17 protein-coding genes and 4 pseudogenes are annotated in these 17970 nt (G+C 36.8%); 4 read left to right on the forward strand and 17 right to left on the reverse strand.

Annotated features, from left to right (window positions below; all coding sequences use genetic code 11):
* Positions 1-217: 217 nt before the first annotated feature.
* The 17 genes and pseudogenes from AB1279_RS19435 to AB1279_RS19515 all read right to left on the reverse strand — a co-directional run bounded on the left by AB1279_RS19435 (position 218) and on the right by AB1279_RS19515 (position 15300).
* Entirely contained in the window at positions 218-916 is a 699-nt protein-coding gene (locus tag AB1279_RS19435) for an endonuclease V (RefSeq protein WP_429760487.1), read from the reverse strand.
* Positions 909-1361: a toxin-antitoxin system YwqK family antitoxin gene (locus AB1279_RS19440; protein ID WP_429761493.1), complete on the reverse strand. Its 453-nt coding sequence runs from the start codon at positions 1359-1361 to the stop codon at positions 909-911. The genes AB1279_RS19435 and AB1279_RS19440 overlap by 8 nt, the downstream gene beginning before the upstream one ends.
* Position 1362: 1 nt before the next feature.
* On the reverse strand, positions 1363-1566 hold the full coding sequence (locus AB1279_RS19445) for a hypothetical protein (protein ID WP_429760488.1): 204 nt from the start codon (positions 1564-1566) through the stop codon (positions 1363-1365).
* A 59-nt stretch (positions 1567-1625) separates the two neighbouring features.
* Positions 1626-1860, reverse strand: a pseudogene (locus AB1279_RS19450) (hypothetical protein).
* Between the two features lie 347 nt (positions 1861-2207).
* On the reverse strand, positions 2208-2645 hold the full coding sequence (locus AB1279_RS19455) for an SMI1/KNR4 family protein (protein WP_078204167.1): 438 nt from the start codon (positions 2643-2645) through the stop codon (positions 2208-2210).
* Positions 2646-2650: 5 nt separating this feature from the next.
* The gene (locus AB1279_RS19460; protein ID WP_429760490.1) at positions 2651-4342 is read right to left on the reverse strand and encodes a T7SS effector LXG polymorphic toxin; all 1692 of its coding nucleotides are present in this window, start codon (positions 4340-4342) and stop codon (positions 2651-2653) included.
* Complete coding sequence (locus AB1279_RS19465) at positions 4339-4701, reverse strand: DUF3958 family protein (protein WP_429760491.1); 363 nt, start codon at positions 4699-4701, stop codon at positions 4339-4341. The genes AB1279_RS19460 and AB1279_RS19465 overlap by 4 nt, the downstream gene beginning before the upstream one ends.
* A gap of 75 nt (positions 4702-4776) precedes the next feature.
* Positions 4777-5046 (reverse strand): annotated as a pseudogene (locus AB1279_RS19470) (TIGR04197 family type VII secretion effector); the annotation flags it as partial.
* A gap of 578 nt (positions 5047-5624) precedes the next feature.
* Positions 5625-5819, reverse strand: a pseudogene (locus tag AB1279_RS19475) (GntP family permease); the annotation flags it as partial.
* A gap of 64 nt (positions 5820-5883) precedes the next feature.
* Complete coding sequence (locus tag AB1279_RS19480; protein ID WP_429760492.1) at positions 5884-6573, reverse strand: polysaccharide deacetylase family protein; 690 nt, start codon at positions 6571-6573, stop codon at positions 5884-5886.
* Positions 6574-6644: 71 nt separating this feature from the next.
* Positions 6645-7298: a TVP38/TMEM64 family protein gene (locus AB1279_RS19485; protein WP_429760494.1), complete on the reverse strand. Its 654-nt coding sequence runs from the start codon at positions 7296-7298 to the stop codon at positions 6645-6647.
* A 27-nt stretch (positions 7299-7325) separates the two neighbouring features.
* Positions 7326-8501 carry an MGDG synthase family glycosyltransferase gene (locus AB1279_RS19490; RefSeq protein ID WP_429760495.1) on the reverse strand — a complete coding sequence of 392 codons (1176 nt, stop codon included), beginning with the start codon at positions 8499-8501 and terminating at the stop codon, positions 7326-7328.
* Between the two features lie 624 nt (positions 8502-9125).
* On the reverse strand, positions 9126-9635 hold the full coding sequence (locus AB1279_RS19495; RefSeq protein ID WP_429760497.1) for a carbonic anhydrase: 510 nt from the start codon (positions 9633-9635) through the stop codon (positions 9126-9128).
* Between the two features lie 139 nt (positions 9636-9774).
* Positions 9775-12396 (reverse strand): DUF2309 domain-containing protein, encoded by a 2622-nt coding sequence (locus tag AB1279_RS19500; RefSeq protein ID WP_429761494.1) that lies wholly within the window; start codon positions 12394-12396, stop codon positions 9775-9777.
* On the reverse strand, positions 12344-13927 hold the full coding sequence (locus AB1279_RS19505; RefSeq protein ID WP_429760499.1) for an NADH dehydrogenase subunit 5: 1584 nt from the start codon (positions 13925-13927) through the stop codon (positions 12344-12346). Before AB1279_RS19505 ends, AB1279_RS19500 begins: the two co-directional genes overlap by 53 nt.
* A gap of 252 nt (positions 13928-14179) precedes the next feature.
* Entirely contained in the window at positions 14180-14542 is a 363-nt protein-coding gene (locus tag AB1279_RS19510; RefSeq protein ID WP_429760501.1) for a DUF2294 domain-containing protein, read from the reverse strand.
* A gap of 383 nt (positions 14543-14925) precedes the next feature.
* Positions 14926-15300, reverse strand: coding sequence for a hypothetical protein (locus AB1279_RS19515; protein ID WP_429760503.1), 375 nt, complete (start codon positions 15298-15300; stop codon positions 14926-14928).
* A 216-nt stretch (positions 15301-15516) separates the two neighbouring features.
* Here AB1279_RS19515 and AB1279_RS19520 point away from each other — a divergent pair, with 216 nt between their 5' ends.
* The 4 genes and pseudogenes from AB1279_RS19520 to AB1279_RS19535 all read left to right on the forward strand — a co-directional run.
* Positions 15517-16782: a DNA polymerase thumb domain-containing protein gene (locus AB1279_RS19520; RefSeq protein WP_429760505.1), complete on the forward strand. Its 1266-nt coding sequence runs from the start codon at positions 15517-15519 to the stop codon at positions 16780-16782.
* The gene (locus tag AB1279_RS19525) at positions 16779-17126 is read left to right on the forward strand and encodes a YolD-like family protein (protein WP_429760506.1); all 348 of its coding nucleotides are present in this window, start codon (positions 16779-16781) and stop codon (positions 17124-17126) included. The genes AB1279_RS19520 and AB1279_RS19525 overlap by 4 nt, the downstream gene beginning before the upstream one ends.
* 373 nt (positions 17127-17499) lie before the next feature.
* Entirely contained in the window at positions 17500-17637 is a 138-nt protein-coding gene (locus tag AB1279_RS19530; protein ID WP_429761496.1) for a hypothetical protein, read from the forward strand.
* 21 nt (positions 17638-17658) lie between these two features.
* Positions 17659-17793: pseudogene (locus tag AB1279_RS19535) on the forward strand (DUF3898 domain-containing protein); the annotation flags it as partial.
* Positions 17794-17970 lie beyond the last annotated feature (177 nt).

Here is a 17970-nt window from a genome sequence, read left to right on the forward strand (position 1 = left end):
GTTTATGTTTTTTTAAGTAGCATTAAATTTATAAATTTTATGGTAACAGCACGGCAGCCTATATATATTGTGACAAATACTACGTTAAAGCTTACAAACTTGTATGAAGGCATTGATTTATTATCTACGTTCATTATAATTGTCGCCTAATAAATGTAGAATACACTATTTTATTTATTAAAAAGTTTATAATCATTCAATGCCTTAATTCTCTATATTATCCTTGTAATAATTGCTTCCTCATTTTATGAGTTTCTAAATCTGCTAGTCTTACAGAAATAGGTAAACGACTCTCATTATTTATACAGTTCATAACAATTTCAGTACTTGTATCTAAATCAATCCAGTTCCCACATGAAACAAAAATGGGTTTAACATTCTTTGTCGTTCTCAAGGTTCGACCATAGATTTCATTATCTATTACAATATCAGTATAAGAACCTATTAGATTCTCTGGCATAATAAAATCTACACCTTGAATTTTAAGATAACTTTTTGCCACACCAATCGTTGGTTTATTTAAAAGAAAGGATGCATGGGTGGCAATACCCATGTGACGATAATGTAAATACCCATTGCCATCAAATATATATATATCTGGTTGCTTCGTTAGTTTTTTTACTGCCTCTATTACTAAAGGTAACTCTCGAAATGCAAGGAAACCAGGAATATAGGGAATTGTTATTTCTCCATAACTATACACTTTTTCGACAACTTCCCTTGTACTATAATCAATAATTACAATACAGCATGTACCATACGTCGTTTTATTTACATCCCAGTAAGCTAAATCTACCCCTGCAATAAATTGTATCTCTTCTATTTGAAAATTATTTTCTAATTTAATTTTAGGCAATAATTCACTTTGAATTTTTGAAAACTCTTGTATTACTTTCTTTTCATCAAAATTATTCATTATTATCACGATCAGTGAATCGGGTAATTAGTTCTAACTCATCTTTTGTTGGAGAAACTTTTTGCCTAATTATATTCCCTTGTTTATCCCATTCAGTATACTTTAAACAAACGCCAAATTTAAACTCTCCTTCATATTTGAGTTCTTCACTTTCATACCAAATTTTTCTTATACCTCTTGTTTGTCCTTTTATCATGTAATCTGTAGATTTTACTTTTCCATTGTGGTGAAATTTAACATAATTACCTTCTTTAAAACCATTCTTATAATAACAGTAATACGCTAAATTCCCATTGTCATATAACTCATAAGCTAAACCAATAAAAGGTTTTCCATCCTCATCTTCTGGGTTATCTAACACTTCATCACTGTATGAGGTAAACCATAATTCCTCATCAAAATCTATACCATGTTCTAATACATATTCTTTACTTAGTACATCCATCTTATCTTCCAACTTTTTTCACCTCTGAACTAAATTCAAATCCTTCAGTAATAAAATTACAATGTGGGCAAGTTGGCATCATCATACCAGCCAGATTCAATTTTTCACCAGACCGCACTACATGAGTGATAAAATTGAAAGCACTTGCTTGTGGATTTTCAAGTAACGCTTGATTTAATGAGTAAATTTCTGAGTGAGATCCCATCCCACCTCATACGTAAATATATATCCTTCTTTTATACTTTTCGGCATATTGATAATCCGTTATTCTAGTATATTCCGCATCCTTATAGTTTTTATATTCTTTACCCGTACCCTATGTTGTAATCTTAAAATAAAAAGCACTTGTTGCCTATATTAGACAATCAAGTGCTTTAAGTTCATTTATTTTTAAGTAGCATAAATTTGTAAGTTTTGTAGTAACAGTATGACACCTTTTGTATGTCATGACAACTACTACATTAAAACTTACGAGCTTGTACGAGTTCGTTAGTTTAATATACTTTCCATGTGTTTATATTCATCACCCAGTAAAATATCATCTCGCCTAAGCTCGTACCTCTTTTTCTATTCTATCATTGCACGTAATACTCTATGATGGTACAACCATCATGAGGTATATACTTTTTAACAGCCTATTCTTTTTCTGTCCACTTCAAAAATAAGTGCTTTTTCGTTTGCTTGTCTTATGTGTCAGTGTATATTTAACTTTAGCACCACGAACTTCGTCATTCTCGTGTGTAAAGTATACATTGAGTGTAAGTATGACTATAATACTTATAAAGTTACTATAACCAATCTCGTTTGTTTACTTATTACTGTAGACTTTTAATCTATACTAGAGTATTAATCAACCATATCCACAAAGTATTCAGTATCCTGATTAATTTTCCGTATAAATTCCTCCAATGAATCAGCTATTTGAGTCTCAAAAAAATATACAGGAGTTTGTTGAGGAGTATTCAAATCAAGTGTTAAATATACACCCTCGTTTACTTCATAAAAAACCAATTTATCTTCTTCCTCGTATATCCCCTCTAAATCTGGATCAAACTCGTAAATACCTTCTCTCAACGTAATATCTGCTATAGTATCTGGATCCATTATTCTATTTATTGCATCCACATTATTTCCTTTTATAAAACCATAGCCAACTTCTAAGTAAAAATTTCTAAGTTCATTAGGAAACGCAAATCCAAGTCTCTCTTCTGCCACTATAAGTTCATTTTCTTGTAATTTAAAAAACTTATGATGACTATTTTTTATAAAATCAAATGTAGCCATTAAAACTACCTCCTTGGAAATAATTTATTTGATGGTGACCCTTTACCATGAATTCCTGCCTGATGTTCATCAGGAAATTTAGCAGGATGTATATTCCACCATTCATGAGGCCCACCAAAATTATTCTCTATAATATGATGTGCATCATAGGGTTGCCCAATATCCCTTACTACTCTACCTTTTTTATCATAAACTTCCTCAGTATATCTTGGCCATGTTTGCCCTGTTTTTTCTTCCCATTCACTTATCAATTTGTTTTTCACACTGTTAAATTTATTTCTGTGTTTTAACGTTTCTAATGGCGTCATTTTTTCATACTTATGTTCCCTTAGAGCAGCCTTTAATTGTTCTACTTGGTTTTTATGAAGCTTCAATCCTGTTTTTGACTCTACATCTCTAATATAATCTTTAGCTAAATCGTAATCAATTTTAACTGTACCCTTACCTTTAAAAAATTGATAGTTTGATAGTTTTTCCTTAACTTGTTTAAAAGTAGTGCTATCCGAGAAAGAGTCTACAACATTTCCACCTGCATAAGCAAATTGGTTTTTTGGCATTAGAATATTATTCAACCTGTCAACGAATTGCCTATACTTATCGGAATTCATTACGTTTTTTACACCCTGCATGAAGTTTACACTTTTACTAACTTTTGAAACTTCACCCAACTTTGAAACTGTACCTAATTTTGAAATTTTATCTACACCTTTTGTTCCTACAAGTAATTGAGCAACCGCTAACTCAGCTTGTGCCTCTACATTTCCAACCCATTTAGCTCTGCTATTCCAATCTCCATTTACAACATCTTGATTCCATGAATTAGAAATAGCTTGTTTTACAGCATCGAATGTTTCGTCTAGATGAGAAAGAGCATACATAGCACTTTCAAAACTATCTATTGGGTGTAAGACTGTATTTACCAATCCTTTGAGTTCATCTATGACAGCTTCACGTTGTCCTTTTCTGTAGTTATGATAGAGTGTGGCGATCTTTCCTACCGCTTCTATTCCGTCCTCAGCAGCATCCTTAAATTTATCAAGTAACGATTCACCTTTTTTACTCTCTTCCTCAGCTTGACGAGCCTTATCCTCTGTAATTTTTTGAATAGACGCCGTCCATCCCATATTCAATTCTTGTATACTAAATGTACCGCTTGCGGCATTAAAACCTTTCCCGCCTTGAACTTGCGCAAGACCTTGCGCGACGCTGGCAGCTAGTTGGAGTGCTGTATCATAGTTACTACTAGAAGTATAATTGAATGCATACAGATGTTCCAACTTTTCTTGAAGCTTTCGTAGCATCGCATAATAAATCTGTAGCATCGCCTGCGCGCCCGGCATGTCTTCACTCATTGCTTCCAATGCTGCTATTGCTTGCTCAAGCTCTCGAATTTGATCTCGTATTTCTTGCTCGATGACATCTGTTGAGGCTACTTGTGATTGAAAGTCGTTCGGAAAGGCATCATTTTGACGAATTAGTTCTTCACATAAGTAAATAATCCCTTGCGCTAAAGTGCGAAAAGTTTGTGCAAAGAATGTTTTTGCACTGTCGTAAGTTTGTCCTTGCAAAACAGAATCGAAGACAAAAGCGTCAATCGAATTGATGGCTTGTTCCATGCCTTGAATGGTTGCAACGCACAACGCATTCATACTTTGTGATTGAGCTCGTACTTCTCCTAGATACATGTTTAAACTCATGACTTCACCTCCTGTACTAATTTTTGACGTTGATGGTGAAGGTCATTTTCTAGATGGCTTAGGTGTTGTTTCTCCTTTAGCAACGCTTCTTTTTGGTCTTCCAATTCGTGGGTAAGCTTTCGCTCAATTTGCCCAGCATCTTGACGCAGATGATGAAAGAATTGTCCTAGTTCTCTATCATTATGCCAAGCTTCTAATATACGGTTAAATAGACGATAGCTTCGACCTTTCCATTCATAAAAATCTGCTTCCGTTTGTTCTTGTTTTTGAATAGCGCGTTGATTTTGCGATTGTTTTTCGGAGATAGTTATTAAATTACGATTCAATTCATTGATTTTTTGTTCAATTGCTTGACTCATCTTTTCCTCCTACTTTTTTGCGTTTGCATAGGTTACCGTATCAGCGAAAGGATTTTTCATGAAAGAAGATTGATTAAAATTTTTGTAGAGTTCGTTATCCATTCGCTCAAATTCTTTCACTACAGAATGAATGTTATTGATTCCCTGTTGAAAGGCGTCATAAAATTGTTTAGTTAAATGTAAAGCTTGTTGATTTGCTTCTTGTGCTTTGGAGTTAACGGTTAACGTTGTACGTTCTGATTTGGTTATGGATCTATTTGCGGCACTTTGAATCGTATCGGCAGCTGTTCCCATTTGCGTTGCGATTTGTTCTGCCGTTTGAAAATTACTTTGAAATTGTCCCATCGCTTAAATCCTCTCTATCTTTTTCTGTTCAGTCTTTCAGAGTTTGTTCAAAAACCCGTGACCCCTTTATAATTTTACAAACTATGAAAATTATACCATATTTAAAAATGAGGTTTTTATAAAATTCCTAATCTTTTATTTTTCTTTTTTGTACCTCCTCAAGGCGCTTAACTGTGTTACATATAATAATTTCTCCATCTTTGAAGACAAATATGAAGTTGCCGTTTCTTTCATACATATAAAGATAGAAGGGGAAATTTAGTAATTCATTTTTTAAAATTACTACGATGTGATTTCTTCTGGGTATTCTTGTAGTAGTCATTTTTTATTTTTGTAATGATTTGTGACTGTGCCGCCTACCATATTTTCGCCTTTATATTCTTTTTCAATTGTACCTTCAACAAGCCCTATTTGATTCGCAGGTTGGGCTCATTAACAGCAATAAATATATTCCCATCACTTCCTTTATTCATTGAAGGCATAAAAATAGCCATCGTTTCATGGAAGACCCATAAAACGATGGCTGTTTAGTTTAAAATTATCCATACTCTTAACTTGATAGCTATGAAGTCTCCTGCCTACACAATAGAAAATACCAGATAAACTCCAATAACACCGAAAACAGCTAACATCTTAATCACAGTAATGCCAAAAATCTCTTTATAAGCTTCTCGGTTCGTTAATCCTGTAACTGCAAGCAAAGTTATAACTGCTCCGTTATGAGGAAGGGTATCCATACCTCCTGCCGCCATTGCGATTACACGATGCAACACCGTTTTTCCCTAAATAACCCTCGCCATTAGCGGCTGCTTTCTTTCTGCATCTTTCCAGATACAATTACAATTCATCCATTCTTACACAAGACATACCTCGGCTTGATAGTTCTTTAAAGACATCTTTTAATGCATCAATGGTATTCATAGGAGCATCTTCATCCGCTCCAAAGGTTTTTCCGCAATCATGCAAGAGGATGACATCCCCATTTTTGATATCCCGTAATAGTCTTGTTTTAATTTTTTCACTGCCGCCTTTACTGCTCCAATCCTCTGCCATTACCGACCATAGGATGATCTTATACTTTTTCATTAGAAAAAAATCGAATACATTTAATAATCCCCATGGCGGACGATAATAGACGGGGCGTTCCCCAGTAATGTTTTCAATGATGGAAGCACTCTTCCTTAAATGCCCCCTTATCGTCCAAGGGGCCATAATCCAGTTGGACTTGTGCACGTAATTATGCATTCCTATTAAATGCCCCTCTGCTTGTATTCTTTCAATTAACTCAGGGTATTGTTCCGCTTTCGAACCAACGACAAAAAATGTCGCTTTTATATTATTTACTTTTAACAAGTCCAATAGCTGCGGAGTATAAATAGGATTGGGACCGTCATCAAAAGTAAAAGCAATTTTTGCAGAAGAATCTTTCCTTTTTACTACCCCGATACCAAAACCGGTAGTAAGAATATATGGAACAAGCCAGTATAATACTAATAAGAGCAACACCAATAAAATAACCTTGACCATTTCCTACACGATCCCCTTTCTATCATTTTTGTTCTTGCAGTGTTTCATTTTAGAAGTGCTCGATAAGAGCCTTAATCCATTTTTCTTCGTAAGACAATACTTAAGAGAAAAGACAAGATAAAAAGTCCGCCGCCAAGTATAAAAGGAATGAATCTTCCATAACGCACCCCTGCAAATAGGCTGCTTACCGATATGGTATAAGGCAATATCCCTAAGGCGGTCGTCCATATAAAAGCCCTTCTGTTTACGCCTAATATACCTGCCGTATAGTTGACAAAATGATAAGGAACTAACGGCACAAAACGCAGAATCAAAAGCCCCGTAACTCCTTGTTTTTGTAGCCAACGATCTATTTTTACCAAGTAAGGTTTAGCCAATGATTCAACGATTGGACGAGCGAACCAATTAGATAGATGATACGCAAGGACTGCCCCTAAGATTCCGCCAATCCATGAATAGAACCCACCTGCAACTGCACCGTATATTTCGATAAGAAAAAGAGAAACAAATTCGCCAGGCACAGGTATTACATTGACAACCGTTTGAATCAAAATACCTAACAATATCCCGAAAACACCGAGATGACGAATGGATTCAAGCCATACTTTTGCCGATCCTGTATGAAGAAAATATAAATATATTCCGGTAAGAAGTAAGAAGATAATCAAACTTCCAATAGATAAAGAGCGAGCTGCTGGTTTCTTGAACTTATTTGACGCAAACATTAAAATTCCCATATTTCACCTTATTAACTATGAACCAAATGAGTACATGAGGTCATGTGCATTGTACTTGTTTTCTTTTGTATGAATAATTACTTCTGCTGATGCAAACGCAGATTCTTTAGGATGAAATTGTTTCGAATTCTCCCTCATCTGTTGAAGTCGTTCTACATTGCTCAGTAATTCGGATACATGATCGGTTAAGTCCCGATCCGTTTCCGCTTGAATTGCCACGCCTGAACGAACTAAAAATTTAGCGTTATCTTGTTCTTGACCAGGAATAGGTTTATAAAGAAGTATAGGCAATTCCATCGCAATCGCCTCAAAAGTAGTGACTCCTCCTGGTTTTGTGATCATTAGATCGGAAATAGCCATTAACTCATGAACGTAATTGATATAACCAGTGAGATGGATGTGATGTTTGGAATCCTTTAACTTTTCCTTTAATTGCATACGGAGTTTTTCATTATGGCCACAAACAATGATTAATTGAATAGGCTGAGATAACGTATCAAACTCCTGAAAGGTGGAACTTCCATCACCAATCATGCCATACCCGCCCCCCATTACTAACACTGTAGGAATATGGGGATCTAAACCATATTTCTTGAAAATTTCCTCTCGTTCAAAGGACTGAGAAAATTGCTGTCGAATAGGAATACCTGTATGAGCAATCCGATTCTCTTTAACGCCTAAGTTAATGAGAGAATCACGGACAATACTTGATCCGACAATATATTGATCCGTAAACGGATAAATCCAGCAACTATGATCTGTATGATCAGTAATGGTCGTTACAGTAGGAATATCAGTTAAACCATAGGATTTCAACTTTGACATCACAGCTGCTGCCAAAGGAAACGTACTAACTACGACAGTCGGCTGCACTTCTTCAAGCAATTTTTGCAATCGTTCAAAACCTGTAGAGAAAATCGTCTTTATCAAATTGGATAAAGGGTTCACTCTCCGTGTTTTTTGATAAATATATCCATACACCTGAGGGAATTTTTTTACTCCTTCAAGGAAAAGAAAACGGCTTACATGATTAGAATAGGGATGGACCCATTCCATGAAATCAAAAATCACCGGTTCTAATGTCGGAAATCGAATTTGTATCGCTTCATGTAGTGCTTGGGCTACTTGAATATGACCATCCCCGTAATTTCCGGTAAGGATTAAAATTTTTTCTTTATTTACTACCTTCATTGATCTCTGCTCCTTTAAAGTGTTAATGTGATTTTTATCTATGGGATTCAAGTGCCCCACATAATCTTCATCTCAACACTAATGGCCAAACTGAAAAAATTTCTTGGCAACATGTTTTACTGTACGGTTTGGTAATAACAATCACCTATACACAAGCTCTACCATTTTAAATAAACATTCAACCAATAAAATGACGGCTACAATATCCATAATGACATGTTGTTTTATAAATAAAAACCATCTAATCTAACAATTAGATAGCTTTTTCTATACATAATATTCTTATGTTACTTTTAATGGTATAGTTTTTCTTCAAATTTTATCATTGTATATGGTAATTATAACGTCAAATAACCAAAATATTCCTTTTTAGGATTTTATATTGACGACATGAAATAAAACTTTAGAAATGATTTCTCCCTTTGGAATCGAGTTCTCTCTCCAACTAAACAGTTAATAGAAACTGTTCAGTTATTCTATTACAGGACGCTTTTCTAGAGTAACGAAAAAAAAGTCCAATTTCTCAATTTAATACTGAGAAATTGGACTTTTTATATTCCAGAAAATGTATTAGCGCGGGTTTTATGTCATTTGGTTGGCGGTACCCCTTACAGTAGTCGTTTTTTATGAAACATCAACTTCTACTAAACTTCCTTTCTCCCGATTCATAACTAAGCTATGAACCTTAACGTGGGATGGAATCAATGGATGATGACGAATGATGTTGACACTTTTCTGTATGCCCCTAGCTACAGTTTTGCTTCCCTCTAACCAATCACTCACATTGACATTTGGAAATTCTGGCATACAATTTTGAAAAAGATAATCAAGAGTTTGTATTTCCTTATTTACTCTTTCACTCTCATATATTTTGTTAAGTAAATTTTGTTTATCCACTATGTTCTCTTGACTCTCTGTTGTACCAACAATAAAAATTTCCTCAATATTTTCATGATAAACAGCAATAATGATATCTCGCATTACATCACTGTAAGGATGTGAAATCACGGGTCCACAATTATTTAGAATTAACATATTTTTAGGATGGATATTCGTTACCTGTTGTAATAATTGTTCCAATTTTTGATCCATTTCGGTCACAAATAACACTTTTTTGTTTTCATCTAAATACATTACATTCACCCCATTGACTATTTGAAATTTATTTAAAATCATGTTTCTTTGATCACGCGTATTAGAAAGTGAATCATAATCTAGCGATTTATAAAATAAATTACTGTAAAACGATAAGACATCTTCATAACATAGTTGTTTAAGACCAGTTCTCCCAATCTCCTTTTGGATCTATAGTCGCTAGACGAATCCATCCGTTTTTAACTTTTTGACGGAATACAGGATCACGATCCAGCAATCGCTCCACATATTTCTGTGGTGCTTGGATCACCAACAACAAACGCAAAGGAGCATGATAGACCTCATGATCAGATTTCATCACTGACTGCCAAGGAAGCCCGGCTAACAAATCGCTGACACTCCCCTGCATGACACCAAGACCTGCCGTAACTGTTTGGGTAGCTTTACTCCCACTGCCGTAATAATGAGGTGCAACAGTAGATGCATAATACTGTAGATTAATCCATTGGCTAACTGTGCCCGGGCCTGCGATAATGTTGGCAAGTATATCACCGTCTTCATCCTCTTGCCAATCGTAGTTGTGCAAAAAGGCTCTTCCCTCTAGATTGCACTCTTTTGTTAGATCACGATGACCGATAATGAACGCAGCATTACGCGCCAGTCCCCATTCTGGACGGATCTCACTCCAATCCTCCGCAAAGCGTTGTATTTCATTCTTCGGATCTTTGAAACTCGATCCTAAATTAGGTAGTTGTGATACTCGTTCGACATTTACATCATGTCTAACCTGTGGCAACGCGTCCTGGATTTGCTGAAATGCTTCTTGAGCCGCCTCTGAAAGTTCAGGAACATACAACCAATGTAATTCATCAAGGGTAGTAATATGCTCAGCGGCGACAAAAACCGTCTCCTCTGGAATTGAAATTCCATCACTCTTGAGTGCCTCTCTTACCTTTGGAAGGTTACACAAAGTTGCTAGAACCCGTGCATTAAATCCACCCGATGCTCCTCCACAAGCACCACATTCTAATGCGGCAGCATACGGATTATTAGTACTACGGCTTCCATGTCCACAAATGACCACCAATGGGGCGAAATCATTTGTGAGCCCCATCATTTTCAGCGCTTGTCGTGCATAGTGTACTTTCTCTCCCTCTGAAAAACCAACCGATAACTCAGCTTCTGGGATTTGCACATGATCAAGCGATAGGTTTGTAGAAGGCTTCCGTAACCATGCTTCCTGGAATCGAGACAACACGCGGCCTGTACCGCGTGGAACAAAACTACGCGTCAACATTTGGAAGCTAAACCAAGGACCGCTTACTTCCGGCAATAATAAGCTGGTAAGCAAGTTTTGCTTCATCGCTTTAAACGTATAACGAAGTGAATTCACTGCATGTTGGCGTTGTTGATATTGCTTGGATTCAAACTCAGATGAATACTCTTGTATTCTATGCTGCGGTTCAAGTATGACCGGCAAAGAAGGATGGGTATGTTCACTGCCAAGTTCACATGTTGCAATAGGAACTCCAAAGAAACCAGCCATTCCATACGTCTCAAATGGGCCGGCTTTTTCCAGTGCGCGGCGAAAAGGCTCTGAACGTACATCAATACAGAATACAAATTGTGCTAAAGCTGGCTTCGCCTTTTTTGTTTCCAGTTTTTGTAATGAAATTTTCTCACTTAGTTGACTGGCGTATGTTTGTTCCCAAGCTTCCAGCCAAAGCTTTCTGCGAACTATCTCATCAAAACGATAGGCGAGTGTTACATATTCTTTTTGTTCCGTGTAAGACAGCTGCGACCAGTTATCAATTGCCATGTTGCCCCAGTGTACCCAAGCTGCGATGAGCGGAACCAAGGAAACTGCATGTTCAGGTTTTTGTTTAGGCATAGGCAGATAAGGTTTGAGTAAGACCCATTCCATGGAAATTCGAACAGCCAAATATTCCATAACAAGCGAACTTTCTTGGACGGATTGTTGTGAGCGCCAAAGCATCATTCCAGCCCACCCTGGCAAAGCCAACAAATGTGCTTCAAGATAGCTCTGTATCTGTGACTGAGGGATTTCAAGTGCCGACAATGCTTCTTTTAATGCGATATTTGCCTCTTGCGGCCAATTTTTAAGTTCCTTACGCTGCGTACGCTTGAGCGCCGGATCATGCTCGACAAGTTTACGCCACACGCGATAGAAACCTTTCTCACGATTTGGCAGGGACCAGGCTGCCTGGGAATCATTCAAGAATAACTTACACCACTTAATTACATGATAATCGAGAGTGTCAGCTAACCTCCCTCCGCCTTGCTGCTCTATGCACATACTTAACGGTTTTAACGAATGCTTCTCAGTAGTTTGGAGCTCCAGACCGCTTAGTTTTTGTGCTAATCTCTCCAACTCGGGCTCTGCTAATAGGTTGGAAGGCAGTTCATCCAGCTTAAGTGCAGCCCGGCAGAATTGTTCTGCCGCGTCACGCGGTAAGTCAAGACATTGTACATCGAGCCAACGTTGAAGTCCCGTTTCAAGAAAACCCAAATCAATCTCGCCCCGCTTCTGCGCAGCTTGAATCAAGGAAGCATCAGGATATATATCCACGTCACGAATATCTTTCAGCCATCGTGCCACTTGTTCAAATGATTGCCCTTCGAGTCCCATCCAAGGATTACGTGCCGCAAATGTAGCAATAGGCCAAAGTGGTGCAATAACTTGGCTGGCAGACTTCACTACATCGTTTATATCGAGTTCACTGGAATCAAAATTCAAATTTTCTTCTAACGTTTTGGGTAGTGTTAACATTGCATTCATCATTCATTACCTCCTCGGGAAAGTATTGTGTAAGATACTTTGGATGACTTTCGACCGAACTTGGATGAGAATCACCTAGCCGCACAAGCCACAGATAGAGTACAGCAAAGGAAGTAGAAGAACGATCGCGAGCTAACCACGCCCCTATAGCACTGCCCAATAACAAAATGAACAGAACCAGAACAACTACCGGCATAGGCGGTTGTGCACTTTGATGAACTGTTGCATACAACAGTCCGGATAAGACGTGGTGAATGATGCTAAACACCATTACTGCTACTCCTAACAGGGAAAATCCCGCAACACGCCCAATACTTCCTTGACTACAGGCGATCAGCCGTGTCCAAGCAAACGAAAGTGACCAGCCTAAGATAAGAGAACTAATAAGTTGATACCCTTCTTCAGGACTTGTCAGCCAAAAGCTTCCACCTACTAAAACTCCTAAAGCAACCCCTGTGATTTTCCATAACAATGATGATTGTTGGGACGTCTGAGACGTTATCTCGTGGTGAGGTACTGCAGAGCCAGCCTGTAAGAAAAGGGCTGCTTTAAATAGACCATGTAATATGAGATGAATGATAGCAGCTACATAAGCGCCCAACGCACATTGAATGAGCATAAACCCCATCTGCGCAATCGTAGAGGCAACTAACTGACGTTTATAATCAACCTGAACCAAAATAATTCCAGTCCCTAGCAAGACTGAGATACTAGCCAGAACAAGCAAAACAATCTGAGCTAAATCACTATGAAAAAGAGGGGCAAAACGAGTCAGCATAATTCCGCCGACATTCACTAACCCCGCATGCATAACCGCAGAAACAGGAGTAGGAGCAACCACAGATTCTAACAACCAGCGTTGGAAAGGCCATTGTGCAGCCGGTATCACCATTGCCAATACCAGCAACAAATTGACTCCTGTCCGCTCCCACCCGGCAAATTGCTTCAAACCATCTTCAGATAGCGCAAGTGATAATTGCCAGTGTCCCGTAACTTGCACCAGCCAGATTATGGCGAATAATAAAACTAGCCAACTAAGCGCAAACAGGCGACCAGAAAATGTTGCAGCGTTTCTCGCCAATTGCCACCTTCTGTTTAACCCTATTAGCTGTGTCAACCCTAGTAGGGTAACCGCCCAGCAAACTAATAACAAACGAAGATCATCACTTAACCAAGTAACTGATGCAGCACTTGTAGTAAGCGTTAAAAGTGCAAAATATTTACGATAAGCTTGGTCACCAAGTAAGTAACGAACGGAGTAACGCTGTACAATCAAACCTATCGTAAGAACAAACAGTGCCATCAACCAAGCCAGAGGATCGAGGCGCAAAGGACCTAAAATTCTATTCGTATTGTCGGTGAGAAGAGCCGCCAAGGCAATTAATGGAGGAATCGCAATGATACCTATATGAATACGAACTATATTCAATGGAACTCTTGGATGTAATAGTAACAATGCGCTCAACGCAGCAACAGTAAGCGACAAAAAAAACATTGTGGTCCATGACAAAAAATCCGGTAAAATTAACATCCCAAATCGCCCCATTGAAACAATTTGAACGCATCAGCTAAAGATCCTAAAGTAATCATAAAAACAATAGAAGAGAATAACTTTTTTAATAAGATGTCCTTCATTTTTTCTTCTCCCTTTCGTACTTTATATCCACACAATAAAAAAACCGACAAACGTCAGAATACAACGGACCGAACCGTAATTCTGAAATTTGTCGGTTTATCTTCAACTAACTTAAAGTTTTTTGAAGATCTCCCTTTATGTTTCGTTTTATAATTTTTTCCCTAAATCATTAAATAATTTAAATATCATGACCCGTTCCCCTGTACGAGTACTTATATCCGTATAAAAGCTTTTTACTTCTTCCCCAGTTATATTTAGAATCATTTCTTTTAGACTATCTATACCTGACTCAACCAGATTAGATCGAAGCCTCTTTACAGATAACTGTCCTTCCTTTGTTTCACAAACAGAATATTCGGCTGGTGTTAAAATTCCTTGTAAGACAACAACAATCATATCACGTAAAATATCTGTTTTAACGGATATTGGACCACGTCCAAGGAAGTCTTTTTCCCATTGAGTTATTGATTTACTTATTTCTGCTTCGATATATCCCTGTGACTTATTCATGATTACCTCCTAATAAAAATCGGTATATCCCCCATACTAATTCCTTAGTCGAGAAATATACCGATTTATGTTATTCCCTCTTTCTTATTTTCACATGACGCTTTTTCATATTAGTCAATTCAAAACATATTAACAATATGCTAAAGTGCAAATTAATAAAAAAGTTAAAAACAACATCTACCGATTATTAAACTATATTATAATGTATACATAATAATATAAAATTTGTCAAGAGGAACTGAATAACTATGAATCTAGGACTCTAGCACAACACAATTTACGAGAAAGGAGGCAAATACATAGATGTGGCAAAACAGTTTTCTACTTAATTCCCTATTATTTATAAAAATGTAACCGCCCTTGCAGGCAGTTTTACTTTACGCTTATCCGTTTACTTTCTCTAACTCCATTGCCATACTATTTAATATGTTTTCTTTCAAATAAAGAAACGCTGCTTGCTCTTCTTTCGTCATACCACGAAAATCATGTACTCCATCTAGCAATAACCAACTCGCATTACCTATGATATTCCGATAGCGCTTCCGTTCTATCTCGTTAGGTATTGTTGTGAGCATTTTCTCGACACTAGCAATTAAGAATCTACGCTTTACCCCATCGATAAAATATACTGAAATGTAATCAATCGCTTTATTAATTTCGAAATAATATGTATTATGACCACGCTTCACTTCTGCAATATGCTGTATTAACTCCTGTCCTTCTGATACAGATATTTTACACTTCGCCGACTGCTTCATTTTCTTCTCTCCTTTACTGTAGCCCATCTATTACATGTAAAATTTTAGCACTTTAAATTTAACGCAATGTAAATATAGTATAAATTTCCCATTAACAATGATTAAATTTACTTTTTATGTATTGTCAAATGGAAAATAAACGAAATTACCCCTTCTAAAAGAACATAAGTTTGTATATAATAAGAACAAACGTTCTTATTATTAGGAGTGATTGCTTTGTATGACTATTCTCTTTTACCAAAACGGAACATCTTATGTGTAGATTTACGAAGTTTTTACGCTAGCGTTTCTTGCATCAAAATGGGTCTTGATCCGCTCTATACAAAATTAGCTGTTGTTAGCGATGTGAATAGGCAAGGGTCGATTGTGTTAGCTGCCACTCCTCCTTTGAAAGAATTAGGTGTTAAAAAGATGAGCCGATTATATGAAATCCCACAGTGGTACGACGTACTTATTGTCAATCCACAAATGGATACTTATATAAGGTGTTCAAATTACATAACAAAATTAGCACTACAATACGTTGCTTTTGAGGATTTTCATCAATATAGCATTGACGAATTCTTTATGGACATTACAGCAAGTTTACATCTGTTCGCACGAAATCCATACGAATTTGCTATGAAGTTCAAAAGAGAGGTATATCATAAGACACGTATTGATAGCACAATTGGAATTGGTCCTAATCTACTAATGAGTAAAGTTGCCCTTGATGTGGAAGCGAAAAAGAACACTGACGGGATTGCATATTGGCGTTATGAAGATGTGCCGGAAAAACTATGGCCAATCCGTCCACTCAGCAAATTTTGGGGAATATCGAGTAAAACCGAAGCAAAATTAAATCGAAAAGGTATACACACAATCGGTGATCTGGCCCATTATCCTATCAAATACCTGAAGGAGTCATTCGGTATCATTGGAGAAGAACTTCATTTACATAGTAATGGCATTGATTTTAGTCTCATTTCTGAAAAGTATATACCGAATGAGACTTCAATTGGTAAAAGTCAAATACTCATGCGAGATTATACAATAGATGAAGTTCCACCAGTTCTCTTAGAACATACCGAAGAAGTTTGTTATAGATTGAGGCGAAAAAGAAAATTAGCAAGGACTATACAATTTTCCATTAGCTATAGCAAAGACTATCCAGGCGGATTCAAAAAAGCTTGTACATTAGAACGACCTACAAATTTAACTTTGGATATATATCGTGTTTGTTTCATGTTTTTAAAGCAACTCCATACAGGTGAACCAATTCGTACAATAAGCATTGCACTAACGAATTTAGTGAACGAAGGTGAAGAACAAATCAGTCTTTTTGATGACATACAAATGAGAGAAAGAGAAATTATACTAGCCAGAACGATGGATGAAATACGAACAAGGTTCGGTAAGAATAGCATTTTACGAGGCGTGTCTTATACTTCTGCAGCAACAGGAAGATACAGAAATACGCTTATTGGAGGACATAAAGCATGAACAATACAGGAGTACCTAAAATGAAAGGTCGTGGAATGGTGAAATGGCAGCCATTTGCCTCAATGCCAGAACAATTCGCTGGTATAAAACAAATCGTTGAAGAACAGACGAAAATACCACGCCCTATTCTTACACAAGATACGAAAGAAGAAATCGAAAGAGGACTACTTGAATCAATGAAATTACAAAAACCAATCATGATTTCTTATTACGAAAACGGACAGATTCTACATAAGACAGTCGTTACAAAAGTGATTGCACACCAAACAAAAATGGTATTTTTTCAAGACTTGTTCGGGTTTACATTACGGTTAAAATTCGATGATATCGTAAGTGTTGATTAGGATCTATTAACGGCTATTTCAGATGTGCATACGCATTGCTAGCTATAATAGCCCCCCATGCAATTAAGTAACAAAGCCGGGATTACTACCGGCTTATATACTTCATATTCTTGCACTAGCTTGTATCTCTTATGTTATCTTGTTCCATTCGTTTGGTATATCATCCTTGTTATTTCCTAGACGGTCTAACAAGTGTATGTATAGAATGTCCTACGTTTTATTGCTTATCGATGTATATGTCACGCTCCGCAACCCCTAACCCCTTTAATGCTTCTAACTGCCTACCCTTTTTCTAATCCTTAGCACTTACTTTACCTTCAGAAATACTTTCATTGTAGTTAGGAAATTAAAATTAAAAGAATTTGAGGATTGAATCTCTTGTGAATTAAACGGTTTTAAAGATTACGACAAAATCCTCGAATATAGAATAGTTGGCGAAATAAAAGCTTGGAATCCTGTATATGGATGGATACCTATTTTCTTTAATAACGATGAATTTTTTAAAATTTAAACAAAGAGAACTGTACAAAAAGTTATGAAAGTAACTGCTCAAGCTGTAGAACATGTTATTGCAGTTATACTAAAAGTAAAGACTGACCATACTTCAGCGAAAAAGTTGCTTCTTAACTTCGATGACCATATTTATATTACAAAGACGAATAATTGATATATAATCATAATCAAAACTTATATACCTACTATTGAATAGGGCCTCTCTCTGATTACGTTTCTGAGGCCAGATGAGTTGCAAGATGTAATTGAGCAGACCAAAAAGAAACACTAGTTTGAGTATATACCAAAGAAACTTGAATAGAAGGAAAAAGAGGCTATCACGTAGCCCCTC

The sequence above is a fragment of the Bacillus sp. S14(2024) genome (assembly GCF_050473785.1).
Taxonomy (GTDB): domain Bacteria; phylum Bacillota; class Bacilli; order Bacillales; family Bacillaceae_G; genus Bacillus_A; species Bacillus_A yunxiaonensis.

Bases quoted from the DNA above. Each gene is read 5' to 3' on its own strand.
- AB1279_RS19480 (WP_429760492.1), bottom strand. From the start codon at position 6,573: ATGGTCAAGGTTATTTTATTGGTGTTGCTCTTATTAGTATTATACTGG.
- AB1279_RS19500 (WP_429761494.1), bottom strand. From the start codon at position 12,396: ATGAATGCAATGTTAACACTACCCAAAACGTTAGAAGAAAATTTGAAT.
- AB1279_RS19460 (WP_429760490.1), bottom strand. From the start codon at position 4,342: ATGAGTTTAAACATGTATCTAGGAGAAGTACGAGCTCAATCACAAAGT.
- AB1279_RS19525 (WP_429760506.1), top strand. From the start codon at position 16,779: ATGAACAATACAGGAGTACCTAAAATGAAAGGTCGTGGAATGGTGAAA.
- AB1279_RS19455 (WP_078204167.1), bottom strand. From the start codon at position 2,645: ATGGCTACATTTGATTTTATAAAAAATAGTCATCATAAGTTTTTTAAA.
- AB1279_RS19465 (WP_429760491.1), bottom strand. From the start codon at position 4,701: ATGAGTCAAGCAATTGAACAAAAAATCAATGAATTGAATCGTAATTTA.
- AB1279_RS19485 (WP_429760494.1), bottom strand. From the start codon at position 7,298: ATGTTTGCGTCAAATAAGTTCAAGAAACCAGCAGCTCGCTCTTTATCT.
- AB1279_RS19445 (WP_429760488.1), bottom strand. From the start codon at position 1,566: ATGGGATCTCACTCAGAAATTTACTCATTAAATCAAGCGTTACTTGAA.
- AB1279_RS19490 (WP_429760495.1), bottom strand. From the start codon at position 8,501: ATGAAGGTAGTAAATAAAGAAAAAATTTTAATCCTTACCGGAAATTAC.
- AB1279_RS19515 (WP_429760503.1), bottom strand. From the start codon at position 15,300: ATGAAGCAGTCGGCGAAGTGTAAAATATCTGTATCAGAAGGACAGGAG.
- AB1279_RS19505 (WP_429760499.1), bottom strand. From the start codon at position 13,927: ATGTTAATTTTACCGGATTTTTTGTCATGGACCACAATGTTTTTTTTG.
- AB1279_RS19495 (WP_429760497.1), bottom strand. From the start codon at position 9,635: ATGTATTTAGATGAAAACAAAAAAGTGTTATTTGTGACCGAAATGGAT.
- AB1279_RS19435 (WP_429760487.1), bottom strand. From the start codon at position 916: ATGAATAATTTTGATGAAAAGAAAGTAATACAAGAGTTTTCAAAAATT.
- AB1279_RS19510 (WP_429760501.1), bottom strand. From the start codon at position 14,542: ATGAATAAGTCACAGGGATATATCGAAGCAGAAATAAGTAAATCAATA.
- AB1279_RS19440 (WP_429761493.1), bottom strand. From the start codon at position 1,361: ATGGATGTACTAAGTAAAGAATATGTATTAGAACATGGTATAGATTTT.